The following is an 18,543-nucleotide window of genomic DNA, read 5'->3' as shown; positions in this document are numbered from 1 at the left end:
AGGCATGGCAGTCAAGGTCTACGAACGCATTCTCGACCTCTTCGAGGCCGAGGGCATCAGCACGATCTTCGGTATCCCCGATCCGAACTTCGTGCACCTGTTCCATCTCGCCGAGGAGCGCGGCTGGAATGTGGTCGCGCCGCACCACGAGGAGTCCGCCGGTTTCATGGCGGAGGCGGTGTCGCGGATGACCGGCAAGGCCGCGCTGGCCATCGCCACGCTCGGCCCGGGCATCGCGAACCTGGCCGGTTCGGTGATGTGCGCCAAGGTGGAGAACTCCCCCATCGTATTCCTCGGCGGGCAGCGCGCCCGGATCACCGAGCAACGGGTACGCCGCGGCCGGATCCAGTTCGTGCAGCAGGCGCCGCTGATCGAGAACTCGGTGAAATACAGCGCCAGTATCGAATACGCGGACCAGACCGACGAGATCATCCGCGAGGGCCTGCGCAAGGCGCTGTCGGGCACGCCGGGACCGGTGTACATCGAGTATCCGTCGCACGTGATCACCGCCGAACTCGACGCGCCACCGGTGTTGCCGCCCAGGGCTTATCGGCTCGTCGGCCAGACCGCCGGTCCCGACAAGGTGGCCGAGGCGGTGGCATACATCCAGGCGGCGAAGCAGCCCATCCTGCTGGTCGGGCACGGCGTGCACACCGCGCGGGCCGGGGAGTCGGTGAAAGCGCTGGCCGATCTGGTCGCGGGCCCGGTGCTGCAGACCTCCGGCGGCACCTCCTACATCAAGGGGCTGGAGGATCGCACCTTCGCGTACGGCTTCTCCAAGGCCGGGCTGGAGGCGGTGGTGCAGTCGGATCTGGTGCTGGCCATCGGCACCGAACTCGGCGAACCGGTGCACTTCGGGCGCGGACGGCACTGGGTGGCCAACGAGGCGAACCGGAAATGGATTCTGATCGAACAGGATCCAGCGGCCATCGGCGTGAACCGCCCGATCGACGTGCCGCTCGTCGGCGACCTGCGGGCCATCGTGCCGCAGCTGGTGGAGGCGTTGCGGGACACCCCGCGCACGCCGACGCCGGAGCTGCGGCGCTGGATCGAGCAGGACGCCGCGCAGCTGGCGGAGCTGGCCGAGACCGCGCCCGCCGGCGCGAGCCCGGTGCATCCCGCGCGGATGATCGTGGAGGCCACCAAGGCGTTCCCGCCGGACGGCATCATGGTCCGCGACGGCGGCGCCACCACGATCTTCGGCTGGACCTACTCGCAGGCCAAGCCCCACGACGTGATCTGGAACCAGAACTTCGGCCATCTGGGCACGGGCCTGCCCTACGCCGTGGGCGCCTCGGTGGCCGACGGCGGCAAGCGGCCGGTCATGCTGGTCACCGGCGACTCGTCGTTCCAGTTCCAGATCGCCGAGCTGGAAACCGCTGCGCGACTTAATCTTCCGCTCGTGTGCGTGGTCGGCGTGGACTACGCGTGGGGGCTGGAGGTCGGTGTCTACAAGCGCACCTTCGGGCACGGGTCGCTGGAGACCGGCGTGCACTGGAGCAAGGACGTGCGGCTGGACAAGGTGGCCGAAGGCTTCGGCTGCTACGGCGAATACGTCGAACGCGACGAGGACATCGCACCCGCGATCAAACGGGCCTACGCCAGCGGGAAGCCCGGCGTCGTCCACGTCGCCGTCGACCCGAAGGCGAACTCGGAGGAAATGCCGAGCTACGACGAGTTCCGCACCTGGTACGCGGAAGGACAGCAGTGATGCGCGAGTATTCGAAGTTCTACATCGGCGGCAAGTGGACCGATCCGGCCGCGGCACAGACGTTCGACGTGGTGAACCCGGCCACCGAGGAGATCGCCGGACGGGTCGCGCGCGGGTCGGCCGCCGATGTCGACCTGGCGGTCGCGGCCGCCCGGCAGGCGTTCCCGGCCTGGGCGGCCACCCCCGTCGTGGATCGGCTGGCGGTATTGCGCGCGATCGGCGCCGAATACGACCGGCGCCGCGGGGATCTCGCCGCCGCGCTGACCGAGGAGATGGGCGCCCCGGCCGCGCTGGCGGGCGGCTTCCAGGTCGACCTCGGCGCCGGGCATCTGGCCACGGTGCTCGAGGTACTGGAGAACTACTCGTTCGAGCAGCCGCGCGGGGCCACCCTGATCGTCAAGGAGCCCATCGGGGTGTGCGGACTGATCACGCCGTGGAACTGGCCGCTGAACCAGATCGCGGTGAAGGTCTTCCCGGCCCTGGCCGCCGGGTGCGCGGTGGTGCTCAAGCCGTCGGAACAGTCGCCGTTCAGCGGGCAGATCTTCGCCGAGATCCTCGATGCCGCAGGCGTTCCCGCCGGGGTCTTCAATCTGGTGCAGGGCGACGGGCCGAGCGTGGGCGCGCCGCTGTCCGCGCATCCCGGCGTGGACCTGATCTCTTTCACCGGTTCCACCCGCGCGGGCATCGAGATCGCCAGGAGCGCCGCGCCCACCGTCAAGCGGGTCACCCAGGAGCTGGGCGGCAAGAGCCCGAACATCGTCCTCGACGACGCGCGGTTGGCGGCCAATGTCGGCAGCGCGGTCGCGACCCTGATGAACAACTCCGGCCAGACCTGCAGCGCACTGTCGCGGATGCTGGTGCCGCGCACCCGCATGGACGACGCCGTCGCGGCGGCCCGGGACGCGGCTTCGCAACTGTCCGTGGGTGATCCGACCGGAGACGTCGCGCTGGGGCCCGTGGTGTCGGGTGCCCAGTTCGACAAGATCCAGGCGCTGATCCAGAAGGGCATCGACGAGGGCGCCACGCTGGTGACCGGCGGCACCGGCCGTCCCGAGGGCCTGACCAAGGGCTATTACGTCAAACCGACCGTGTTCGCGAACGTCACCAACGACATGACCATCGCCCGCGAGGAGATCTTCGGCCCGGTGCTGACCATCCTCGGCTACGACGACCTCGACCAGGCCGTGGAGATCGCCAATGACACCGAGTACGGCCTCGCCGCCAATGTCGCGGGCGCCGACCTCGATCAGGCCCGCGCCGTCGCCCGCCGCATCAGCGCCGGATGGGTGACCGTCAACGACGCCTTCGACTTCCGCGCCCCCTTCGGCGGCTACCGCAAGAGCGGCAACGGCCGGGAGTGGGGCCAGGACGGCTTCGAGGAGTACCTGGAGACCAAGGCCATCCTGGGCTACGCGGCGGAGTAATCCGTCACCGTGGCAGGCCGAGCACGCGTTGGGCGATGATATTGCGCTGGATTTCGGAGGTGCCGCCCGCGATGGTGTGGGCGAAGCTGCGGGCGTAGCGCTCGAACCAGCCGGGCGCGGTGGCCTCGGGGTTGAGCGGGCTGAACCGGCCGGTGACGGCATCCTGATCCAGTCCATCGGAACCCGTTGCGGCGAGGGCACTTTCGGTGGCGTGCTGGATGGCCTCGGAGCCGAGCAGCTTCAGCACCGAGAGGGCGGCGACGTCGACCTCGCCGCGGGCCGCGCGGGCCAAGGCGGCCGAGCCGAGCAGGCGCAGGGCGTAGCTGTCGAGAACCAAGCCGGCGTAGCGGTCGGCATCCAACTCGGTCGCCGGATGAAACTGCTCGAGCAGATGGTCCAACCGGTCGGCGTAGCTGAGCCACAGCAGAGTGCGTTCGTGGCCGAGCGACCCGTTGGCCACGGCCCAGCCGCGGTGCAACTCGCCGACCAGGTTCTCGGCGGGTACCACGACATCGCGGAAGAACACCTCGTTCAGGTCCACGTCGTGCCGGGCGGTGACCGAGGCGAACGGCCGGCGCTCCACGCCCGGGAGATCGGTCGGGATCAGCAGCGCCGAGATGCCACGATGCTTCGCCGCGCCGGGATCGGTCCGGACGAAGGCGAGCAGCACATCCGCGTCGTGCGCGCCCGACGTCCAGATCTTGTGGCCGTCGACCACGAAGTGATCGCCGTCGAGCACCGCCCGGGTGCGCAGGCTCGCCAGATCCGACCCCGCGCCGGGTTCACTCATCCCGAGCGACGCGGTGCGCTCACCACGCAGGATCGGGATCGCCCAGCGCTGTTGCTGTTCGGGCGTGCCGAAGGTGATCAGGGAGGCGGCGACGATCCCCAGCCCCTGCGGATTGAAGGTCTGATAGATCCGGCGCTCGGCCAGTTCTTCCTGATGCACATACTGCTGCAGCACCCCGGCGTCCCGGCCACCGAAGCGCGGCGGATACCCCGGGATCAGCCAGCCGTGCTCGAACTGCACGCGCTGCCAGCGGCGGGCCCACTCGGGAATGTGCGCGGTGGAACGCGCCCGCTCGACCGCTTCGGCCTCTGCGGGCAAATGCTCGTCCAGAAAGGCCACGAACTCGGCGCGGAAGCGCTCCACATCCTCGTCGAAGGTCAGTCGCACGGCTATCCTCCGCTCCGGCCGTCCGCCCCGGCGACGGAGACGGATTTGGTGTCGAGGAACCCGTCCAAACCTTCGGGCCCGAACTCGCGGCCGATGCCGCTGGCCTTGACGCCGCCGAACGGCGCGGCCGGGTCCATGCTGTATGCCTGGTTGATTCCCAGTGTGCCGCTGCGAATTCGGCGCGCCACGGCGCGGCCGCGCTCGATGTCGGAGGTCCAGATCGAGCCGGACAGCCCGTACTCGGTCGCGTCGGCGAGCCGCACGGCGTCGTCCTCGTCGTCGTAGGCGATCGCCCCGAGCACCGGCCCGAAGATCTCCTCCTGGGCGATCCGCATACCGTTGTCGACATCGACGAACAGTGTGGGCCGCACATACCAGCCGCGGTCGAGGCCGTCGGGGAACCCGAGGCCGCCGACCAGCAGCCGGGCGCCCTCGCGCCGCCCCTGCTCGATGTAACCGGAGACCCGCAGCTGCTGGCGCTCGGTCACCAGGGGGCCGATCCGAGTGGCAGGGTCGAACGGGTCACCGACGGAAAGGTTCTCCACCATGCTCGCCAGCGCGTCAACATAGTCGTGATAACGGCTGCGCGGCAGCAGAATTCGGGTCTGCGCGACGCAAGCCTGGCCGCCGTTCATCAGCCCTGCCACGGCTGTGCCCGCGGCGACGGCCTCCGGATCGGCGTCATCGAGCACGACCGCGGCGGATTTGCCGCCCAGCTCGAGACCGACCCGGCGCAGCGCGGCACCGCACGCTGCGGCCACCTCCCGGCCCGCCGCGGTGGACCCGGTGAACGACACCTTGTCCACGCCCGGATGCGCGACCAGATACCGGCCGACCTCACGATCCCCGGGCAGGATGCTGACCACACCGGGCGGCACGTCCAGCCCGTCCAGTAGATCGGCCATGAAGTAGGCATCCAGCGGCGTCTCCGGCGAGGGCTTGAGCACGATCGTGCACCCGGCGAGCAGGGCGGGCACCAGCTTCGCCACGGTCAGGAACATCGGCATGTTCCACGGGATGATCGCGGCGACCACCCCGACCGGCTCTCGATACACCTCGACCGCACCGCCGAACGCCCCGCGGCGCGTCTCGTGCCACGGGTGTTTCGCGGCGACATCGGCGAGGGCGCCGATCATCGCGCCGGGCAGCCGGGCATGCGCCGAGCGGGAGAAGGTGATCGGGGCGCCCATCTCGGTGGTGATCAGCTGCGCGAGTTCCTCCTGACGCGGCCGGAAACGCTCGGCCAGCTCGCGCACCACGGCGATGCGTTCACTCGGATCCAGCCGCGGCCACGGCCCCGCGTCGAAGGCCGTACGCGCCGCCGCGACCGCACGATCGACGTCCGCGTGTCCCGGCGCGGGCACCCGGGCAACGGGCTGCTCGGTGTGCGGCGAGATCACCTCGATGGTGTCGGCGGTGCCGGGCGTGACCCACGCACCGCCGATGTACAGCTGCTGCCGTGACAGCACGGCCTCGGCCATGATGTGACCTCCTGGTCGGTGTGCTCGGACGCTCAGGGCTGCTTGGCGATTCGGCCGTCCTTCATCACGAACCGCACATCCTGCAGCACCGTGATGTCGGCGGTGGGATCGCCCGGGACGGCGATGATATCGGCCAGCAGTCCCGCCGCCAGGCGTCCGCGGTCGTCCGCGCCGATGAGTTCGGCGCTGGTGACGGTGGCGGCGCGTAAGGCCTGCGCGGGCGTCATACCCCGGTCGACCAGCGCCCACAGTTCCTTGGCGTTGTCGCCGTGCGGGACGGCGGGAGCGTCGGTGCCGCAGGCGATCTTGACTCCGGCGGCGATGGCCTTGCGCAGCGTCTCCCGCGCCCTCGGGAACACCTCGGCGGCCTTCTGCTGTAGTGCGGGAGCGGCTTTGGAGACATCCAGCCCCTCGGACAGGTAGCTGGTGGGCACCAGGAACGTGCCGTGGTCGACCATCATGGCGATGGTGTCGTCGGAGGCCAGCGACCCGTGCTCGATGCAGTCCACGCCCGCCCGGATGCACGCGCGGATCCCGGCGTCGCCGTGGGCGTGCGCGGCGACCCGGACACCGGCGCGATGCGCCTCGTCGACGATCGCGGCCAACTCCTCGTCGGAATACTGTTGCGCCCCTGCGACGGTGCCGTGCGACATCACCCCGCCCGAGGCCGAGATCTTGATGACCTCGGCGCCGTATTTGATCTGATACCGCACACATTCCCGCACCTGCGGCACCCCGTTGGCGCGCCCTTCCTCCACGCTCAGCGGCATGATGTGCGGGGCGAGGCGCTGGAACATCGTGGGATCGAGGTGCCCGCCGGTCGGGGTGATGGCGTGCCCGGCCCCGACGATGCGCGGCCCCTCCACCCAGCCCTGCTCGATGGCCCGGCCCAGATCGACGTCCAGCAGGTAGCCGCCGGTCTTCACCATCAGGCCGAGATTGCGCACGGTGGTGAATCCGGCGTGCAGGGTGGTGCGGGCGTTGACCGTGGCCCGCAGCGTCCGGTAGACCGGGTCGTCCTGCACGCCGTGCATCGGGTGGGGCAGCCCCGACGGATTCTCCGGGCCGCCGATGAGCAGGTTGATCTCCATATCCATCAACCCCGGCAGCAGCGTCAGGTCACCCAGCTCGACCACTCGCGCGTCGGCGGGCGTCTGCGCCGGATCGACGGCGGCGATGGCGTTGTCCTCCACCAGGATCGACGCGGGCGAGTGCACCCGGCCGGTGTCGACGTCGACCCATCGGGCCGCGCGCAGGACGGTGTGTTTCGCGCTCATGGATGCGGCTCCAGGACGCATTCCAGCGCGGCCACGCCGGTGTCCGGAATGCGGGGCTGGCTCCAGACCTCCACCGGGAACGACACCTGGATCATCGAATACAGCAGGTACAGCAGGTTCTGCACCTCGTCGGGCAGATCGTCGAGCGCGAACTTGTCGCAGTAGCCGATCACCTCCTCCGCACGCGGGGTGATCGCGTCGTAGAACCGCTGCATCTCGTCCATGGTGCTGGCGAGCCGTTGCGCGTAACGTTCGGTTTCGCTTGCCAGGCACCATTTTTCGGCGAACGGTTCGAGGTCGGCGAACTCGGCCGGCAACAGATCGCTCATGACCGCACCGCCTCCGCGCGCTCGCGCCGGTACTCGTCCACCCAGTCACCGGCCACCTTGTGCAGGTGCCGCAGCAGGATTTCCTGATCGTTGAGCGGAAAAGTCGTCACCGCACGGGATTCCAGCATCAGCTGCGTCGCCTCCAGCGTGCTGCTGTCCTGCAACCCGTACTCCTTGAACGTCACCGCCGCCATCTCGTGCGCGACCCGGTCGCGGGCGGTGCGGGCGGGCATGAAGTACAGATTGCCCTCGAAGGTGTGGGTGTTGTGCGAGGTCGGCCAGTAGTGATAGGTCAGATACCACCCGCCGGACCAGATCAGGATCACGAAATTGGGCCACAGCTGGAACGAGTCGAGCCCCCACGGATCGCAACCGGCCGGATTCAGGCCCGCGGGCATCTCCCCCAGATCCGGCACGTCCCAAGGCCCGAACAGGCCGCTGCGGGTGATGTCCTCCATCGGCTTGCGCATCGAAGGGTCGAGTTCCCAGGTGACCACGCCCGAGGTGCTCACCAGCCGGTGCGGTCCGTCGAGGCGGTAGTGCGGCGCCTCGAAACCGGCCTGCTGCGCGGCCATGGAGTAGTTGTCCGGCGTCTGCTTACCGTGCAGCACGGGCGCGTGATAGAACTCCTGGAACGCGTCCATGTACAGCTTCCAATTGGCGCCGACCTCGGACCGGTAGGTGAACCGCTGGGTGAGCTTGTCGAACGGATAGCCCTCCAGCCCGGTCACCATGGGGCCCAGGAACTCTCGCAACGACTGCCGCGGCTCCCGGTCGAGGTTGACGAAGATGAACCCCGCCCACACGTCGCAGTGCACGCGCACCAGGCCGAGCGCGTCCTTGTCCAGGTCGAAGAACTCCTCTTCCTGCTGCACGAAATTCAGCGAGCCGTCGAGGTCGTAGCGCCAGCCGTGGTACTTGCAGGTGAACTGGCGGCAGGTCCCCGACACCTCCTCGCGCGGAAAGTCATTCCACACCAGCTTGTTTCCGCGGTGGCGACAGATGTTGTGGAAGGCGTTGACGTTCCCCTCCCGGTCGCGCACCACGATCACCGACGTGTGCGCGGCCGCGATCTCCTTGGTGAAATAACTGCCCGTGCGCGGAAGCTGCTCCACCCGGCCCACATTGAGCCAGGCGCGTTTGAAGATCGCCTCCCGCTCGAGTTCGAAGAACTCCGGGGTGATGGAGTCGTCGTAGGACATCGGCGCGGTGCCGAGTTCCGGATAGTGCTGGGTCCAGCTGCCTTCGGCGGGCTTGGGCCAACGAGGCATGGTGTTCTCCTGGCGTGGTGGGGCGGGGCTATCGGATCGGTTCGTCACCGAGCACGGTGGTGCGCAACATCTCTCGCGGCGAATCCGGCTCGTACGGCGCGGCGCGATGGATCACGCCGCGGTTGTCCCAGATGACGGTGTCGCCGACCGACCATTCGTGCCGGTACACCCGGTCCGGGGCGGTGCACCGGCGCAGCAGGTCGTCCAGCAGCGCCCGGCCCCGCACCGGGTCCATGCCGACGACGTGATCGGTCGAGGCGCCCAGCACCAACGAGCGGCGCCCGGACTTGTGCGTCCAGACCAGCGGATGTTCCTTCACCGGGCGGCTACGCCACACGGCCAGCTGCTCGGGCGTCGGGTCGGGGGTCACCAGCCGCTGCGAGGCCTCCAGCGAATGCACGACCCGCAGCGACGCCAGCCGCGTCCGCTCGGCGTCGGCGAGGTTGTCGTAAGCCTTGTAGGTGGAGGCGAATTCGGTCTCCCCGCCGGTGGCGGCCACGGCCTTGGCGGTCAGCATGGTGGCCATCTGCGGGTAGGCGTCGTCCTGCGGCGTGCAGCCGTCGATGTGCCAGTCGAACGTCGCGCGCAGGTAGCTCGCCGAGGAGTTCTTGGTGGTGTCGAGGCTGACCCGGTAGATGCCCTCGACCGGATGGTGGCCGGCCTCGGTGTCGATCTCGCCGAGTTTGCGGCAGAATGCCACCTGCGTCTCCGGATCCAGGTGCAGATCGCGGAAGACCAGCACGCCGTTGTCCTCGAGGGCCGCCAGCACCGCGTCGGCCACGGTGTCGTCGGCCAGCAGCCGATCGCGGTCGACACCCTTGACCTCCGCGCCGACGTTGTGGCCGAGCTTGTCGATGGTGATCGTCATAATGTCCGTCCTTCTCACGGCACCGGTTCGGCGATCCGGGTGATCTCGGCGTCGGCGCTGTCGGTGGGTCTGGTCTGCTGGAAGATCTCGACCGCCATGGCGACCATCACCAGCGAATACACCAGGTGCAGCAGGTGCAGCGCGTCGTCGGGCAGATCGTCGAGGGGGAATTTGTCACAGTAGGCGATGGCCTCGTCCAGCCGCGGCAGGAAGGCGTCGTGGAAGGCCACCAGCTCCGGCATGGTGGCGGCCATGCGGCGCGCCCAGCGTTCGGATTCCGTTGCCAGGCACCAGGTGTGCGCGAAGGGCTCGAACTCGGCGAATTCGGGGGGTAGCAGGTCTGCGGCCATGGGCGTCACACCCCCGCCAGTTCGCGCCGGTACTCGTCGACCCGGTCGGCGACGGCCTTGTGGAAATGCCGGACCAGGATTTCCTGATCGTTGACCGGGAAGTGGGTGAGCCCGGCGGTGCGGTAGGCCGATTCCAGCGCGGTCTGGGTGCCGGTCAGCATGCCCGCGTCCTGCAGCGCGAATTCCTTGAACACCACCGAGGACACCTCGTGCTCGACCCGTTCCCGCACGGTGCGCGCCGGTTGGTAGGCAAGCACGCATTCGAAGCGGTGGGTGTTGTAGGAGGTCGGCCAGTACCGGTAGAGCAGGTACCAGCCGCGGTAGATGAGGATCTCGATATTGGGGAAGATCTGGAAATTGTCGATGCCCCACGGTTCGATGCGGCCGGGATTCAGGCCGGGCGGCTCACCGATATCCGGCGACTCCCACGGCCCGACCAGGCCGCTGCGGGTGATGCGTTCGATCGGATACATGTACTCCGCGGGGAGCGTCCACCGCCGCGCGCCGCCCGTGGACACCATCCGGTGCGGGCCGTCGACCTGGAAGTGCGCGCACTCGAAGCCTTTTCCGGTGCGGACCGGATTGGGCACCTGCTGCGGATGCAGGCCCGGGACATGGTAGTACTCCTGGAAGGCGTCGGCGAACAACTTCCAGTTGCTCTGGTTGTCGGCGCTGAAGACATACCATTCGGTCATCTTCTCGAACGGGTAGCCGTCGAGGGCGGTGACCATGGGGCCCAGGAACTCCCGCAGCGTCTGGCGCGGCCGCGGATTCGGGTCCAGGTTGACGAAGACGAAGCCCGCCCAGATGTCGCAGTGCACGGGCACCAGGCCCAATTCGCCCTTGTCCAGGTCGAAGAACTCGCCCTCCTGCTGCACGAAATTCAGCGAGCCGTCGAGGTCGTAGCGCCAGCCGTGGTACTTGCAGGTGAACTGGCGGCAGGTGCCCGACACCTCCTCGCGCGGAAAGTCGTTCCACATGAGCTTGTTGCCGCGGTGGCGGCACACATTGTGGAAGGCATTGATCTCGCCCTCGCGGTCGCGCACCACGATCACCGAGGTGCGCGCGGCCTCGATCTCCTTGGTGAAGTAACTGCCGGTGCGTGAAAGTTGTTCGATCCGGCCGACATTGAGCCACGCGCGCTTGAAGATCGCCTCGCGTTCGAGTTCGAAGAACTCCGGGGACACCGAATCCTCGAACGAGATCATCGACGTGCCGAGGTCGGGATAGTGCTGTGTCCAGCTGCCCTCGGCGGGCTTGGGCCATTGGCTCACGGTCGTTCCTCCGTTTCCGGTCGTGCGAAAGTCGGCGGCGGTGCCATATCCGAGTCGAGTTGCAGGCCGACGCTGTTGCACACCAGCGCCAGGCACAGATAGGAACCGGCGACGAACAGCACCTCGAGCACCTGCCGAATGTCGAAGTGCCGCACCAGTTCCGCCCACGTGGCGTCATCGACGGCGTGCCGGTCGAGCAGCTGGTCGGCGGCCGCCAGCAGCACTTGGTCCGACGCGGTCCACACCGGCGCGGCGTGCCCGCGGGCCACCGCGGCGATCTCCGCTTCGGTGACACCGGCGCGCGTCGCCAGGCGCACGTGCTGCGCCCACTCGTAGGTCGAGTCGGTGCGCCAGGCCACCCGCAGGATGATCAGTTCGCGGTCTCGGGCGTCGAGCGCGGACCGCTCCAGCAGTGTTCCGTTGTAGCCCAGCCAGGCTCCGGCCAGTTCGGCGTGATGTCCGAGCACGCCGAGGATGTTCGGCATGGGCGGGGCGTCGGGTGCGCCGGACAGGTAGCGGTCGGCCAGGCTCACCTTGCCCCGCAACATGTTTCGCGCGGGCTCGTCCCACTGCTCGGGTGGCAGCGGCGCCAGCCGGGGCGCGGTCATATGACCGCCCCGCCGTTCACGCCCAGTACCTGGCCGGTGATGTAACCCGCCGCGTCCGAGCACAGGAACAGACACGCGGCGGCGATATCGTCCCCGGTGCCCAGGTGGCCCACCGGGATCGCCTTCGCCATCGTGGCGTTGTCGGGCAGGTGCCCGGCGTCCTGCGAGCGGCGCGACATGGGAGTGTCGATGCCCGAGGGCGGGATGGTGTTCACCGTGATGCCCCGGGTGGCGTATTCGCGGGCCAGCCCCTTGGTCATCGCGACCACGGCGCCCTTGGCCGCGGTGTAGTGCACCATGCCCGGTGAGCCGCGCTGCGCGCTGGACGAGGAGATCGTCACGATCCGGCCCCAGCCGCCGGTCACCATGTCGGGGATCGCGGCCTGTACGCAATGGAACGTGCCGGTCAGATTCACCTCGATGATGCGGTGCCACTGCGCGGGGGTGATCTCGGTGAAGGGCGCGAATCCGACCGCGCCCGCACTGGTCACCAGGATCTCCACCGGGCCGAACTCGGCGCGGACCTTGCCCAGCGCCTCCTCGACCGCGTCGCGGTCGGTCACATCGAGGGCGCACGCCAGCGCGGTGCCGCCCGCGGCCCGCAGTTCGTCCGCGGTCCGCTGCGCGGCGGCCGCGTCGATGTCCAGCACGGCGGTGCGGTGGCCGTGGCCGGCGAAGGCGCGGCAGATGGCCGCTCCCATACCGGAGGCGCCGCCGGTCACGACCGCGACCCGGCCGCGCGACGGCCCGCCGGAATCGGAGGTGCGGGCGGTGGCCGCGAGGCTGCTCATCGTTCGGACTCCTCTACTCCGGGAACCGGGCCGACCATGTTAATCGACTGCCTAATTTAGGCGAGTGATTAAGATATACGGCAGGCCGTTCGGGGCTGTCAATAGCCTTCGCGCGGAACACTTCCCACAACCGCCCGGCAGGCCGCCCATCCGGGCGGCCGTACACTGAGCTGCACCGACGCCACCAGGAGGGCACCAGATGAAACCGGGCCGCAGCGCCGACCCCGAGAACTCCGCGACCCGCGCCGCCCTCCTGGACGCGGCGCAGCAGATCATGCTCGAGGAGGGGTACGCCGCGGTGAGTACGCGGCGGCTGGCCGCCCGGGCGGGCGCCAACTCCGCGCTCGTCTACTACTACTTCGGCACCATGGACAACCTGTTCGCCGAGTTGTTCCGCCGCGGCGCCGAACGCAGCTACCAGCTACAGGTGGAGGCGCTGGCCGCACCGCAACCACTGTGGTCGCTGTGGGAGTCGATCCACGAACAGTCCCAGAACGCGCTGACGATGGAATTCGTCGCCCTGGCCAACCACCGCAAGACGATCCGCACCGAGATCGCCGAATCCTCCAAGCGCTTCCGCACCCTCCAACTCGAAGCCGTCACGAAGATCTTCGCCGACTACGGCTACGAATCCGACACCTACACCCCCGCCGCCGTAGTCCTGCTCATGTCCAGCATCTCCCGCTTCCTCCGCATGGAGGAAGCCTTCGACATAGCCGCCGGCCACGCCGACATAATCCACCTCATCGAATCCCTCCTCCACGATTTGGAGGGCGAGCGACAACCCCCTACCCCCTGAGTCCCCCCTCGCACCCTCAGTCGAGAATCATCCGAAACACCTGCCGCGCACCACCTTCCGGCCCCGGTGCCGCTGTCTCCGCCGGGACGAACCCGAGCCCTTCGTAGAACCTCCGCGCCCCGCTGAGAGCCGCGCCCGGATGGTCGGATCCGAAGGTGATCACCTCAATGGTCGCCGGAGTCCGGACGAATCTCTTACGCGCCTCGGCAACCAGCGCGCCCCCAATCCCCTTCCCGCGCTGGGCTTCCGCGACCACAAGCCAGCGAATATGGAACACCGGCGTCTGTCCCCCGAACAACAACCCTCCGACAATGTCCGACTCCCGCACGGCGACGAGCGCGGTTGCGCGCCCGACGATCCGCCGCACCGACGCCTGGAACTCGGGCTCACCAACCATCGGCCCGAACCAATGCTCCACCTGAGAAGCCAAGCGCGAGAACGCAGACACATCATCCAGCCCCGCCACCCTGATCTCCATCCGACCAGTGTGGGCGGTTCCTGGATCAGTTGACCGTCAGCCCCCACAGCCACCGCCATAGCCCCTCGCCAAGGGACGGCTCAGCGCGATACCGCTATGAGTAGGTGAAGGGGCCGGACATCAGGTGGGAGGAGAAGATTCGGTAGGTGAACTCAGCGGGAGGCGCCGCCGAGCAGGGTGGGGTCGGTGGCGGCGGCGCGGAGGCGGGTGAGGATGAGGGCCTCGGCGCGGGCGTAGCGCCGGTCGTCGTCGAACAGGATGGCATCCTCGGCGGCCATGCGGGCCAGGGCGTCGAGTTCGAAGGCGAGGTCGGCGGGGTCGACGTCGGCACGGATCTCACCCGACGACTGCGCCTCGGCGATCGTGGCCGCGTACAGGGTCTGCCAGTCACGGCGAGCCGCGGCGATGGCGTCGCGCACGCGGCCGGGCCGGGAGTCGAATTCCGGCGCCGTCGCGATGAAGAAGCAACCACCCTCGAACACCGGTTGCCGCACGTACTGGAACCACGCCTCCGACAGCGCGCGGACCCGGCGAATCCCGGCCGGTGTCTTGCGCGCCGGGCGGACGACTTTCGCGGTGAACACGTCGATGGCCGCCCGCACGGTCGCCAATTGCAGTTCCTCCTTGGAGCCGAACTGCGCGAACACACCGCTCTTGCTCACCTCGAGTTCGGTGGCGAGCCGCCGCACGGACAGGCTCTCCAGCCCCTCCACCGAGGCGATGTCCATCGCCCGGTCCAGGATGAGCTGCCGGGACTGGAGACCACGTAGGACCCGCTTATCCATGCCGGCCAGTCTAATGGACGGGCGTCCGGACAACACGCACGCTACGCGGCCGCCCGCCAAGCGGCGAAGTGAGCCGCCGCGTCATCGGTGGACAGGCCGAGCTGTTCACACATCTGGTGGAAATCGAAGAAGAACCGCTCGTGGACGATGCGTCCGGCCCGCACCCGCCAATGGCAGGCGAAGGGCACGCGGAAGCGCCGCCCGGTCGGTGCCATCCCGGCGAGCGAACCCGCCATCGTGGCGTGCACCCACCCGGATCCGATCACGCGATCGCCCGCCTCGCAAAGGTATTCGAGTTCCACCGTGTAATCGGGATAGGCGCGGAAGAAGCCGCCGAAGTGGGCCGCGGCCTCGGTCGCACCGTGGGCGACGGCCTGGAACGGGACGGTCTCGAAGACCGCCTCGTCGTGGCAGACGGCGAGGGCGGCCGCGACGTCGGCGCGCGACTTGGCCTCGGCATAGGCCCGGATCGTCTCGGTGGGGGGTGGGGGTCATCATCGCACTCCGGTGTCGAACTATGTGGACGACCGGACTATAAGTCAGCGGCATTCAGCGGTCAATATGCGGATAGACACTGGACATAGCCGAAAAACTAATAGTACGGTCGTCCATATACATGATGGAAGGATAGGACATGCGAGCAGTGGTACAGCAGGAGTGGGGCGCCCCGGAGAACATGCGGCTGGCCGAAATAGACCGGCCCGAACCGGTTTTCGGCGAGGTCCTGGTCAAAGTGGTTGCGGCGGGGGTGAACCCGGTCGACTACTACACCGCTCGCGGCATGGCCTACAACCACGTGCTCGACCTGCCGTTCGTCAACGGCTGGGACGTCGCGGGCGTGGTGGAACAGGTCGGCTACGGCACGACCCGTTTCCGCCCCGGCGACAAGGTTTTCGGAATGCCGTGGTTCCCGCGCGCCGCGGGCGCCTACGCCGAATACGTGAGCGCGCCCGCCCGCCACTTCGCCCACATGCCCGCAGAACTGAGCTTCACCGAGGCGGCCGCACTTCCCCTCGCCGGTCTCACGGCCTGGCAGATGCTGGTCGACGTAGCCGGAGTCGGACCGGGCGACCGGGTGCTGATCTCCGCGGCCGCGGGCGGCGTCGGGCACCTGGCCGTGCAGATCGCCAAGGCCCGCGGCGCCCACGTGATCGCCACCGCCCGCGCCGCCAAACACGACTTCCTCACCGCCCTCGGCGCCGACGAGGTCGTGGACTACACCGCCACCGACATCACCACGGCGGTCCGCGACGCCGACATAGTGATTCAGATGTTCGGTGGCGAGTCCGCCCTCCGCGCCCTCGAATGCCTGCGCCCCGGCGGCATTCTCGTCAACGCCCAGGGCGCCTGGTCCCCCGGCATGGCTCGGCGCGCGGCGGAACTGGGCGTGCGAGCCACCGAGTATCTGGTCGAACCGGACCACGCGGGACTGGAGGCACTCGCCACCCTCGTCCGCGACGCCGCCCTGCGGGTCCACGTCGACAAGGAACTACCGCTGGAGCAGGCGGTCGCAGCCAACCAACTCGTCGGCAAGGGCCGCACCATCGGCAAACTGGTGCTGACCGTCGCCGAGCACCGCTGAACCGGGGGTGAGCTCACGACGACACGGAACTACAGGCCCAGATCCCGAGCCACGATCATCTTCATGACCTCGCTGGTGCCCGCGTAGATCCGTGCCACCCGCGCATCGGTGTACAGCCGGGCGATCGGATACTCCATCATGTATCCGTAGCCGCCGAACAGTTGCAGGCAGCGGTCCACGACGCGGGCTTGGACCTCGGTGCAGAACAGCTTCACCCGCGCCGCGTCCGCGCCGGACAGCACGCCGTCGATCAGATCGCGCACCGCCCGATCGATCATCGTCTGCGCCGCCTCCACCTCGCTGGACATGGCGGCCAGTTCGAACTTGGTGTTCTGGAACGAGGCGACCGTGGTACCGAAAGCGTTGCGCTGCTTGGTGTAATCGATGGTCGCGGCGATGGCGGCGCGGGCCTGGGCCACCGAGCCGACCGCCACGGTCAGCCGCTCCTGCGGCAGGTTGTGGCCGAGGTAACCGAAGGCCGCGCCTTCTTCGCCGAGCCGGTTCTCCAGCGGCACGCGGACATCGGTGAACGACAATTCCATGGTGTCCTGCACCTTGCAGCCCATCTTGTCCAGCATGCGCCCGCGCGTGAAGCCCGCCATCCCGTCCTCCACGACCAGCAGGGTGAGTCCGGCGCGGCGGTTGTCGGGATCGGTGGCGGTGCGGGCGACCACGATCACCAGATCCGCGAGCAGGCCACCGGTGATGAAGGTCTTGGCGCCGTTGAGGATGTAGTGGTCCCCGTCGCGCACCGCGCTGGTCCGCATCCCCGCCAGATCCGAACCGGTGCCCGGCTCGGTCATGGCGATCGCGGTGAGCAGCCGGCCCGTCGCGAGCCCCGGGAACCAGCGCTCGCGCTGTGCGGCGTCGGCGTATTCGAGGAAGTACGGCAGGATGACGTCGAGCTGGGTACGCACGGTGCCGAGGGTGACCAGCGCGCGGGCGGCCTCCTCCTGCAGCACCACGTTGTACCGGTAGTCCCGCAGCCCCGCGCCCCCGTACTCCTCCGGCAGCGCGAACCCGAGCAGCCCGAGTTCGCCCATCTCCGCGAAGATTTCGAGCGGCATGACGCCCGACTTCTCCCACTCGGGATAGTCCGGCACGATGCGCTTGTCGATGAAATCCCGGGCCAGCCGCCGGAACGCCTCGTGGTCGCCGGTGAACAGTTCTCGTCGCACGCCGTTGCCTCCGTTCAGGAAACCAGCTCGACCACGGTGGCGTTGGCGGTGCCGCCGCCCTCGCACATGGTCTGCAGGCCGTAGCGGATCCCGTTGTCGCGCATGTGATGGATCATCCGGGTCAGCAGCACCGCGCCCGAGCCGCCGAGCGGATGGCCGAGCGCGATGGCGCCGCCGAGCGGATTGGTCAGCGCGGGATCGGCCCCGGTCTCGGCCAGCCAGGCCAGCGGTACGGGGGCGAAGGCCTCGTTCACCTCGAACACGCCGATCTCGGCGAGTTGCAAACCCGCCTTCCGCACGGCCTTTTCGGTCGCGGGAATCGGGCCGGTGAGCATCAGCACCGGATCGGATCCGGCGACCGCGCCCGCGCGATACCGCACCAGCTGCGTCAGCCCGAGTTCGCGGGCCTTCGCCGGAGTCGTCACCACCAGCGCGGCGGCACCATCGGAAATCTGCGACGAGTTCCCGGCGTGGATCACCCCGTCCTCCCGGAACGCGGGCTTCAGACCGGCGAGCTTCTCCGCCGTGGTACCCCGGCGAATACCCTCGTCCTCGGTCACCGCGCCGGAATCGGTTGTGACAGAGACTATCTGGCCGGAAAACGCGCCCGCGTCCTGTGCGGCGGCGGCGCGCTCGTGCGACCGCGCGGAGTACTCGTCGAGCTGAGTGCGGCCGAAACCCCACTTCTGCGCGATCAATTCGGCCGACAGTCCCTGATTGAAGGAGAAGTCGTCGTAGCGCGCCAGCGCCTTCGGCCCGTACGGCTGGCCGGAGGCGCGGGCCGCGCCCAGCGGTACCCGGCTCATCACCTCGACACCGCCCGCGATGACGACGTCCTGCTGCCCGGACATGACCGCCTGCGCCGCGAAATCCACTGCCTGCTGGCTGGATCCGCACGCCCGGTTCACCGTGGTGCCCGGAATGCTCTCCGGCCAGCCCGCCGCCAGCACCGCGTACCGGCCGATATTGCTGGACTGATCGCCCACCTGTGCGACGCAACCCCAGATCACGTCGTCCACCACGGCCGGATCCAGGCCGGTGCGGTCGGCGAGCGCGGTGAGGACGTGCGCGGACAGGTCGGCCGGATGTACCCCCGACAACCCGCCGTTGCGTTTGCCGACGGCGGTGCGGACCGCTCCGGCGATGACTACCTCACGCAT

19 protein-coding genes are annotated in these 18,543 nt (G+C 68.7%); 4 read left to right on the top strand and 15 right to left on the bottom strand.

Features of this window, described 5'->3' with window-relative positions; translation table 11 throughout:
* Nucleotides 1–4 precede the first annotated feature (4 nt).
* Complete coding sequence (locus NWFMUON74_RS14010; protein WP_187688228.1) at nucleotides 5–1,711, top strand: thiamine pyrophosphate-binding protein; 1,707 nt, start codon at nucleotides 5–7, stop codon at nucleotides 1,709–1,711.
* On the top strand, nucleotides 1,711–3,135 hold the full coding sequence (locus tag NWFMUON74_RS14005; protein ID WP_187688227.1) for an aldehyde dehydrogenase family protein: 1,425 nt from the start codon (nucleotides 1,711–1,713) through the stop codon (nucleotides 3,133–3,135). Before NWFMUON74_RS14010 ends, NWFMUON74_RS14005 begins: the two co-directional genes overlap by 1 nt.
* Nucleotides 3,136–3,139: 4 nt before the next feature.
* Here NWFMUON74_RS14005 and NWFMUON74_RS14000 read toward each other — a convergent pair whose 3' ends face one another.
* The 10 genes from NWFMUON74_RS14000 to NWFMUON74_RS13955 are packed head-to-tail and all read right to left on the bottom strand — an operon-like array spanning nucleotide 3,140 to nucleotide 12,561.
* On the bottom strand, nucleotides 3,140–4,312 hold the full coding sequence (locus NWFMUON74_RS14000; RefSeq protein WP_187688226.1) for an acyl-CoA dehydrogenase family protein: 1,173 nt from the start codon (nucleotides 4,310–4,312) through the stop codon (nucleotides 3,140–3,142).
* Between the two features lie 2 nt (nucleotides 4,313–4,314).
* Entirely contained in the window at nucleotides 4,315–5,793 is a 1,479-nt protein-coding gene (locus NWFMUON74_RS13995; protein ID WP_197987015.1) for an aldehyde dehydrogenase, read from the bottom strand.
* Between the two features lie 32 nt (nucleotides 5,794–5,825).
* On the bottom strand, nucleotides 5,826–7,070 hold the full coding sequence (locus tag NWFMUON74_RS13990; RefSeq protein WP_187688225.1) for a metal-dependent hydrolase family protein: 1,245 nt from the start codon (nucleotides 7,068–7,070) through the stop codon (nucleotides 5,826–5,828).
* A complete protein-coding gene (locus NWFMUON74_RS13985) occupies nucleotides 7,067–7,399 on the bottom strand; it encodes a hypothetical protein (protein WP_187688224.1) in 333 nt (110 codons plus the stop codon). The genes NWFMUON74_RS13990 and NWFMUON74_RS13985 overlap by 4 nt, the downstream gene beginning before the upstream one ends.
* The gene (locus NWFMUON74_RS13980; RefSeq protein ID WP_187688223.1) at nucleotides 7,396–8,670 is read right to left on the bottom strand and encodes an aromatic ring-hydroxylating oxygenase subunit alpha; all 1,275 of its coding nucleotides are present in this window, start codon (nucleotides 8,668–8,670) and stop codon (nucleotides 7,396–7,398) included. The genes NWFMUON74_RS13985 and NWFMUON74_RS13980 overlap by 4 nt, the downstream gene beginning before the upstream one ends.
* Before the next feature lie 28 nt (nucleotides 8,671–8,698).
* A complete protein-coding gene (locus NWFMUON74_RS13975) occupies nucleotides 8,699–9,538 on the bottom strand; it encodes a TauD/TfdA dioxygenase family protein (RefSeq protein WP_187688222.1) in 840 nt (279 codons plus the stop codon).
* A 14-nt stretch (nucleotides 9,539–9,552) separates the two neighbouring features.
* Nucleotides 9,553–9,888 (bottom strand): hypothetical protein, encoded by a 336-nt coding sequence (locus NWFMUON74_RS13970; protein ID WP_187688221.1) that lies wholly within the window; start codon nucleotides 9,886–9,888, stop codon nucleotides 9,553–9,555.
* 5 nt (nucleotides 9,889–9,893) lie between these two features.
* Nucleotides 9,894–11,162, bottom strand: coding sequence for an aromatic ring-hydroxylating oxygenase subunit alpha (locus NWFMUON74_RS13965; RefSeq protein ID WP_187688220.1), 1,269 nt, complete (start codon nucleotides 11,160–11,162; stop codon nucleotides 9,894–9,896).
* Nucleotides 11,159–11,770, bottom strand: coding sequence for a carboxymuconolactone decarboxylase family protein (locus NWFMUON74_RS13960; RefSeq protein ID WP_187688219.1), 612 nt, complete (start codon nucleotides 11,768–11,770; stop codon nucleotides 11,159–11,161). Before NWFMUON74_RS13960 ends, NWFMUON74_RS13965 begins: the two co-directional genes overlap by 4 nt.
* Nucleotides 11,767–12,561: an SDR family NAD(P)-dependent oxidoreductase gene (locus tag NWFMUON74_RS13955; RefSeq protein WP_187688218.1), complete on the bottom strand. Its 795-nt coding sequence runs from the start codon at nucleotides 12,559–12,561 to the stop codon at nucleotides 11,767–11,769. The genes NWFMUON74_RS13960 and NWFMUON74_RS13955 overlap by 4 nt, the downstream gene beginning before the upstream one ends.
* 199 nt (nucleotides 12,562–12,760) lie before the next feature.
* On the opposite strand from NWFMUON74_RS13955, the gene NWFMUON74_RS13950 reads away from it, so the two are divergent.
* Nucleotides 12,761–13,360 carry a TetR/AcrR family transcriptional regulator gene (locus NWFMUON74_RS13950; RefSeq protein WP_187688217.1) on the top strand — a complete coding sequence of 200 codons (600 nt, stop codon included), beginning with the start codon at nucleotides 12,761–12,763 and terminating at the stop codon, nucleotides 13,358–13,360.
* A gap of 16 nt (nucleotides 13,361–13,376) precedes the next feature.
* Here NWFMUON74_RS13950 and NWFMUON74_RS13945 read toward each other — a convergent pair whose 3' ends face one another.
* From NWFMUON74_RS13945 to NWFMUON74_RS13935, 3 genes are all read right to left on the bottom strand, one after another.
* Complete coding sequence (locus NWFMUON74_RS13945) at nucleotides 13,377–13,838, bottom strand: GNAT family N-acetyltransferase (protein ID WP_187688216.1); 462 nt, start codon at nucleotides 13,836–13,838, stop codon at nucleotides 13,377–13,379.
* A 152-nt stretch (nucleotides 13,839–13,990) separates the two neighbouring features.
* Entirely contained in the window at nucleotides 13,991–14,623 is a 633-nt protein-coding gene (locus NWFMUON74_RS13940; protein WP_187688215.1) for a TetR/AcrR family transcriptional regulator, read from the bottom strand.
* A gap of 41 nt (nucleotides 14,624–14,664) precedes the next feature.
* Nucleotides 14,665–15,093 (bottom strand): ester cyclase, encoded by a 429-nt coding sequence (locus NWFMUON74_RS13935; protein ID WP_187689146.1) that lies wholly within the window; start codon nucleotides 15,091–15,093, stop codon nucleotides 14,665–14,667.
* A gap of 164 nt (nucleotides 15,094–15,257) precedes the next feature.
* Here NWFMUON74_RS13935 and NWFMUON74_RS13930 point away from each other — a divergent pair, with 164 nt between their 5' ends.
* Nucleotides 15,258–16,205: an NADP-dependent oxidoreductase gene (locus tag NWFMUON74_RS13930; RefSeq protein WP_187688214.1), complete on the top strand. Its 948-nt coding sequence runs from the start codon at nucleotides 15,258–15,260 to the stop codon at nucleotides 16,203–16,205.
* A 29-nt stretch (nucleotides 16,206–16,234) separates the two neighbouring features.
* Here the strand turns inward: NWFMUON74_RS13930 and NWFMUON74_RS13925 are convergent, their stop codons facing one another.
* Together NWFMUON74_RS13925 and NWFMUON74_RS13920 are read right to left on the bottom strand one after the other, a co-directional pair.
* On the bottom strand, nucleotides 16,235–17,383 hold the full coding sequence (locus tag NWFMUON74_RS13925) for an acyl-CoA dehydrogenase family protein (RefSeq protein WP_187688213.1): 1,149 nt from the start codon (nucleotides 17,381–17,383) through the stop codon (nucleotides 16,235–16,237).
* Nucleotides 17,384–17,397: 14 nt separating this feature from the next.
* Nucleotides 17,398–18,543, bottom strand: a complete 1,146-nt coding sequence (locus tag NWFMUON74_RS13920) for a thiolase family protein (protein WP_187688212.1) — start codon at nucleotides 18,541–18,543, stop codon at nucleotides 17,398–17,400.

Source organism: Nocardia wallacei (assembly GCF_014466955.1).
Taxonomy (GTDB): Bacteria; Actinomycetota; Actinomycetes; order Mycobacteriales; family Mycobacteriaceae; genus Nocardia; species Nocardia wallacei.
The sequence above is the reverse complement of the archived record's forward strand: the minus strand, read 5'-3'. Positions and strand labels throughout refer to the sequence as shown.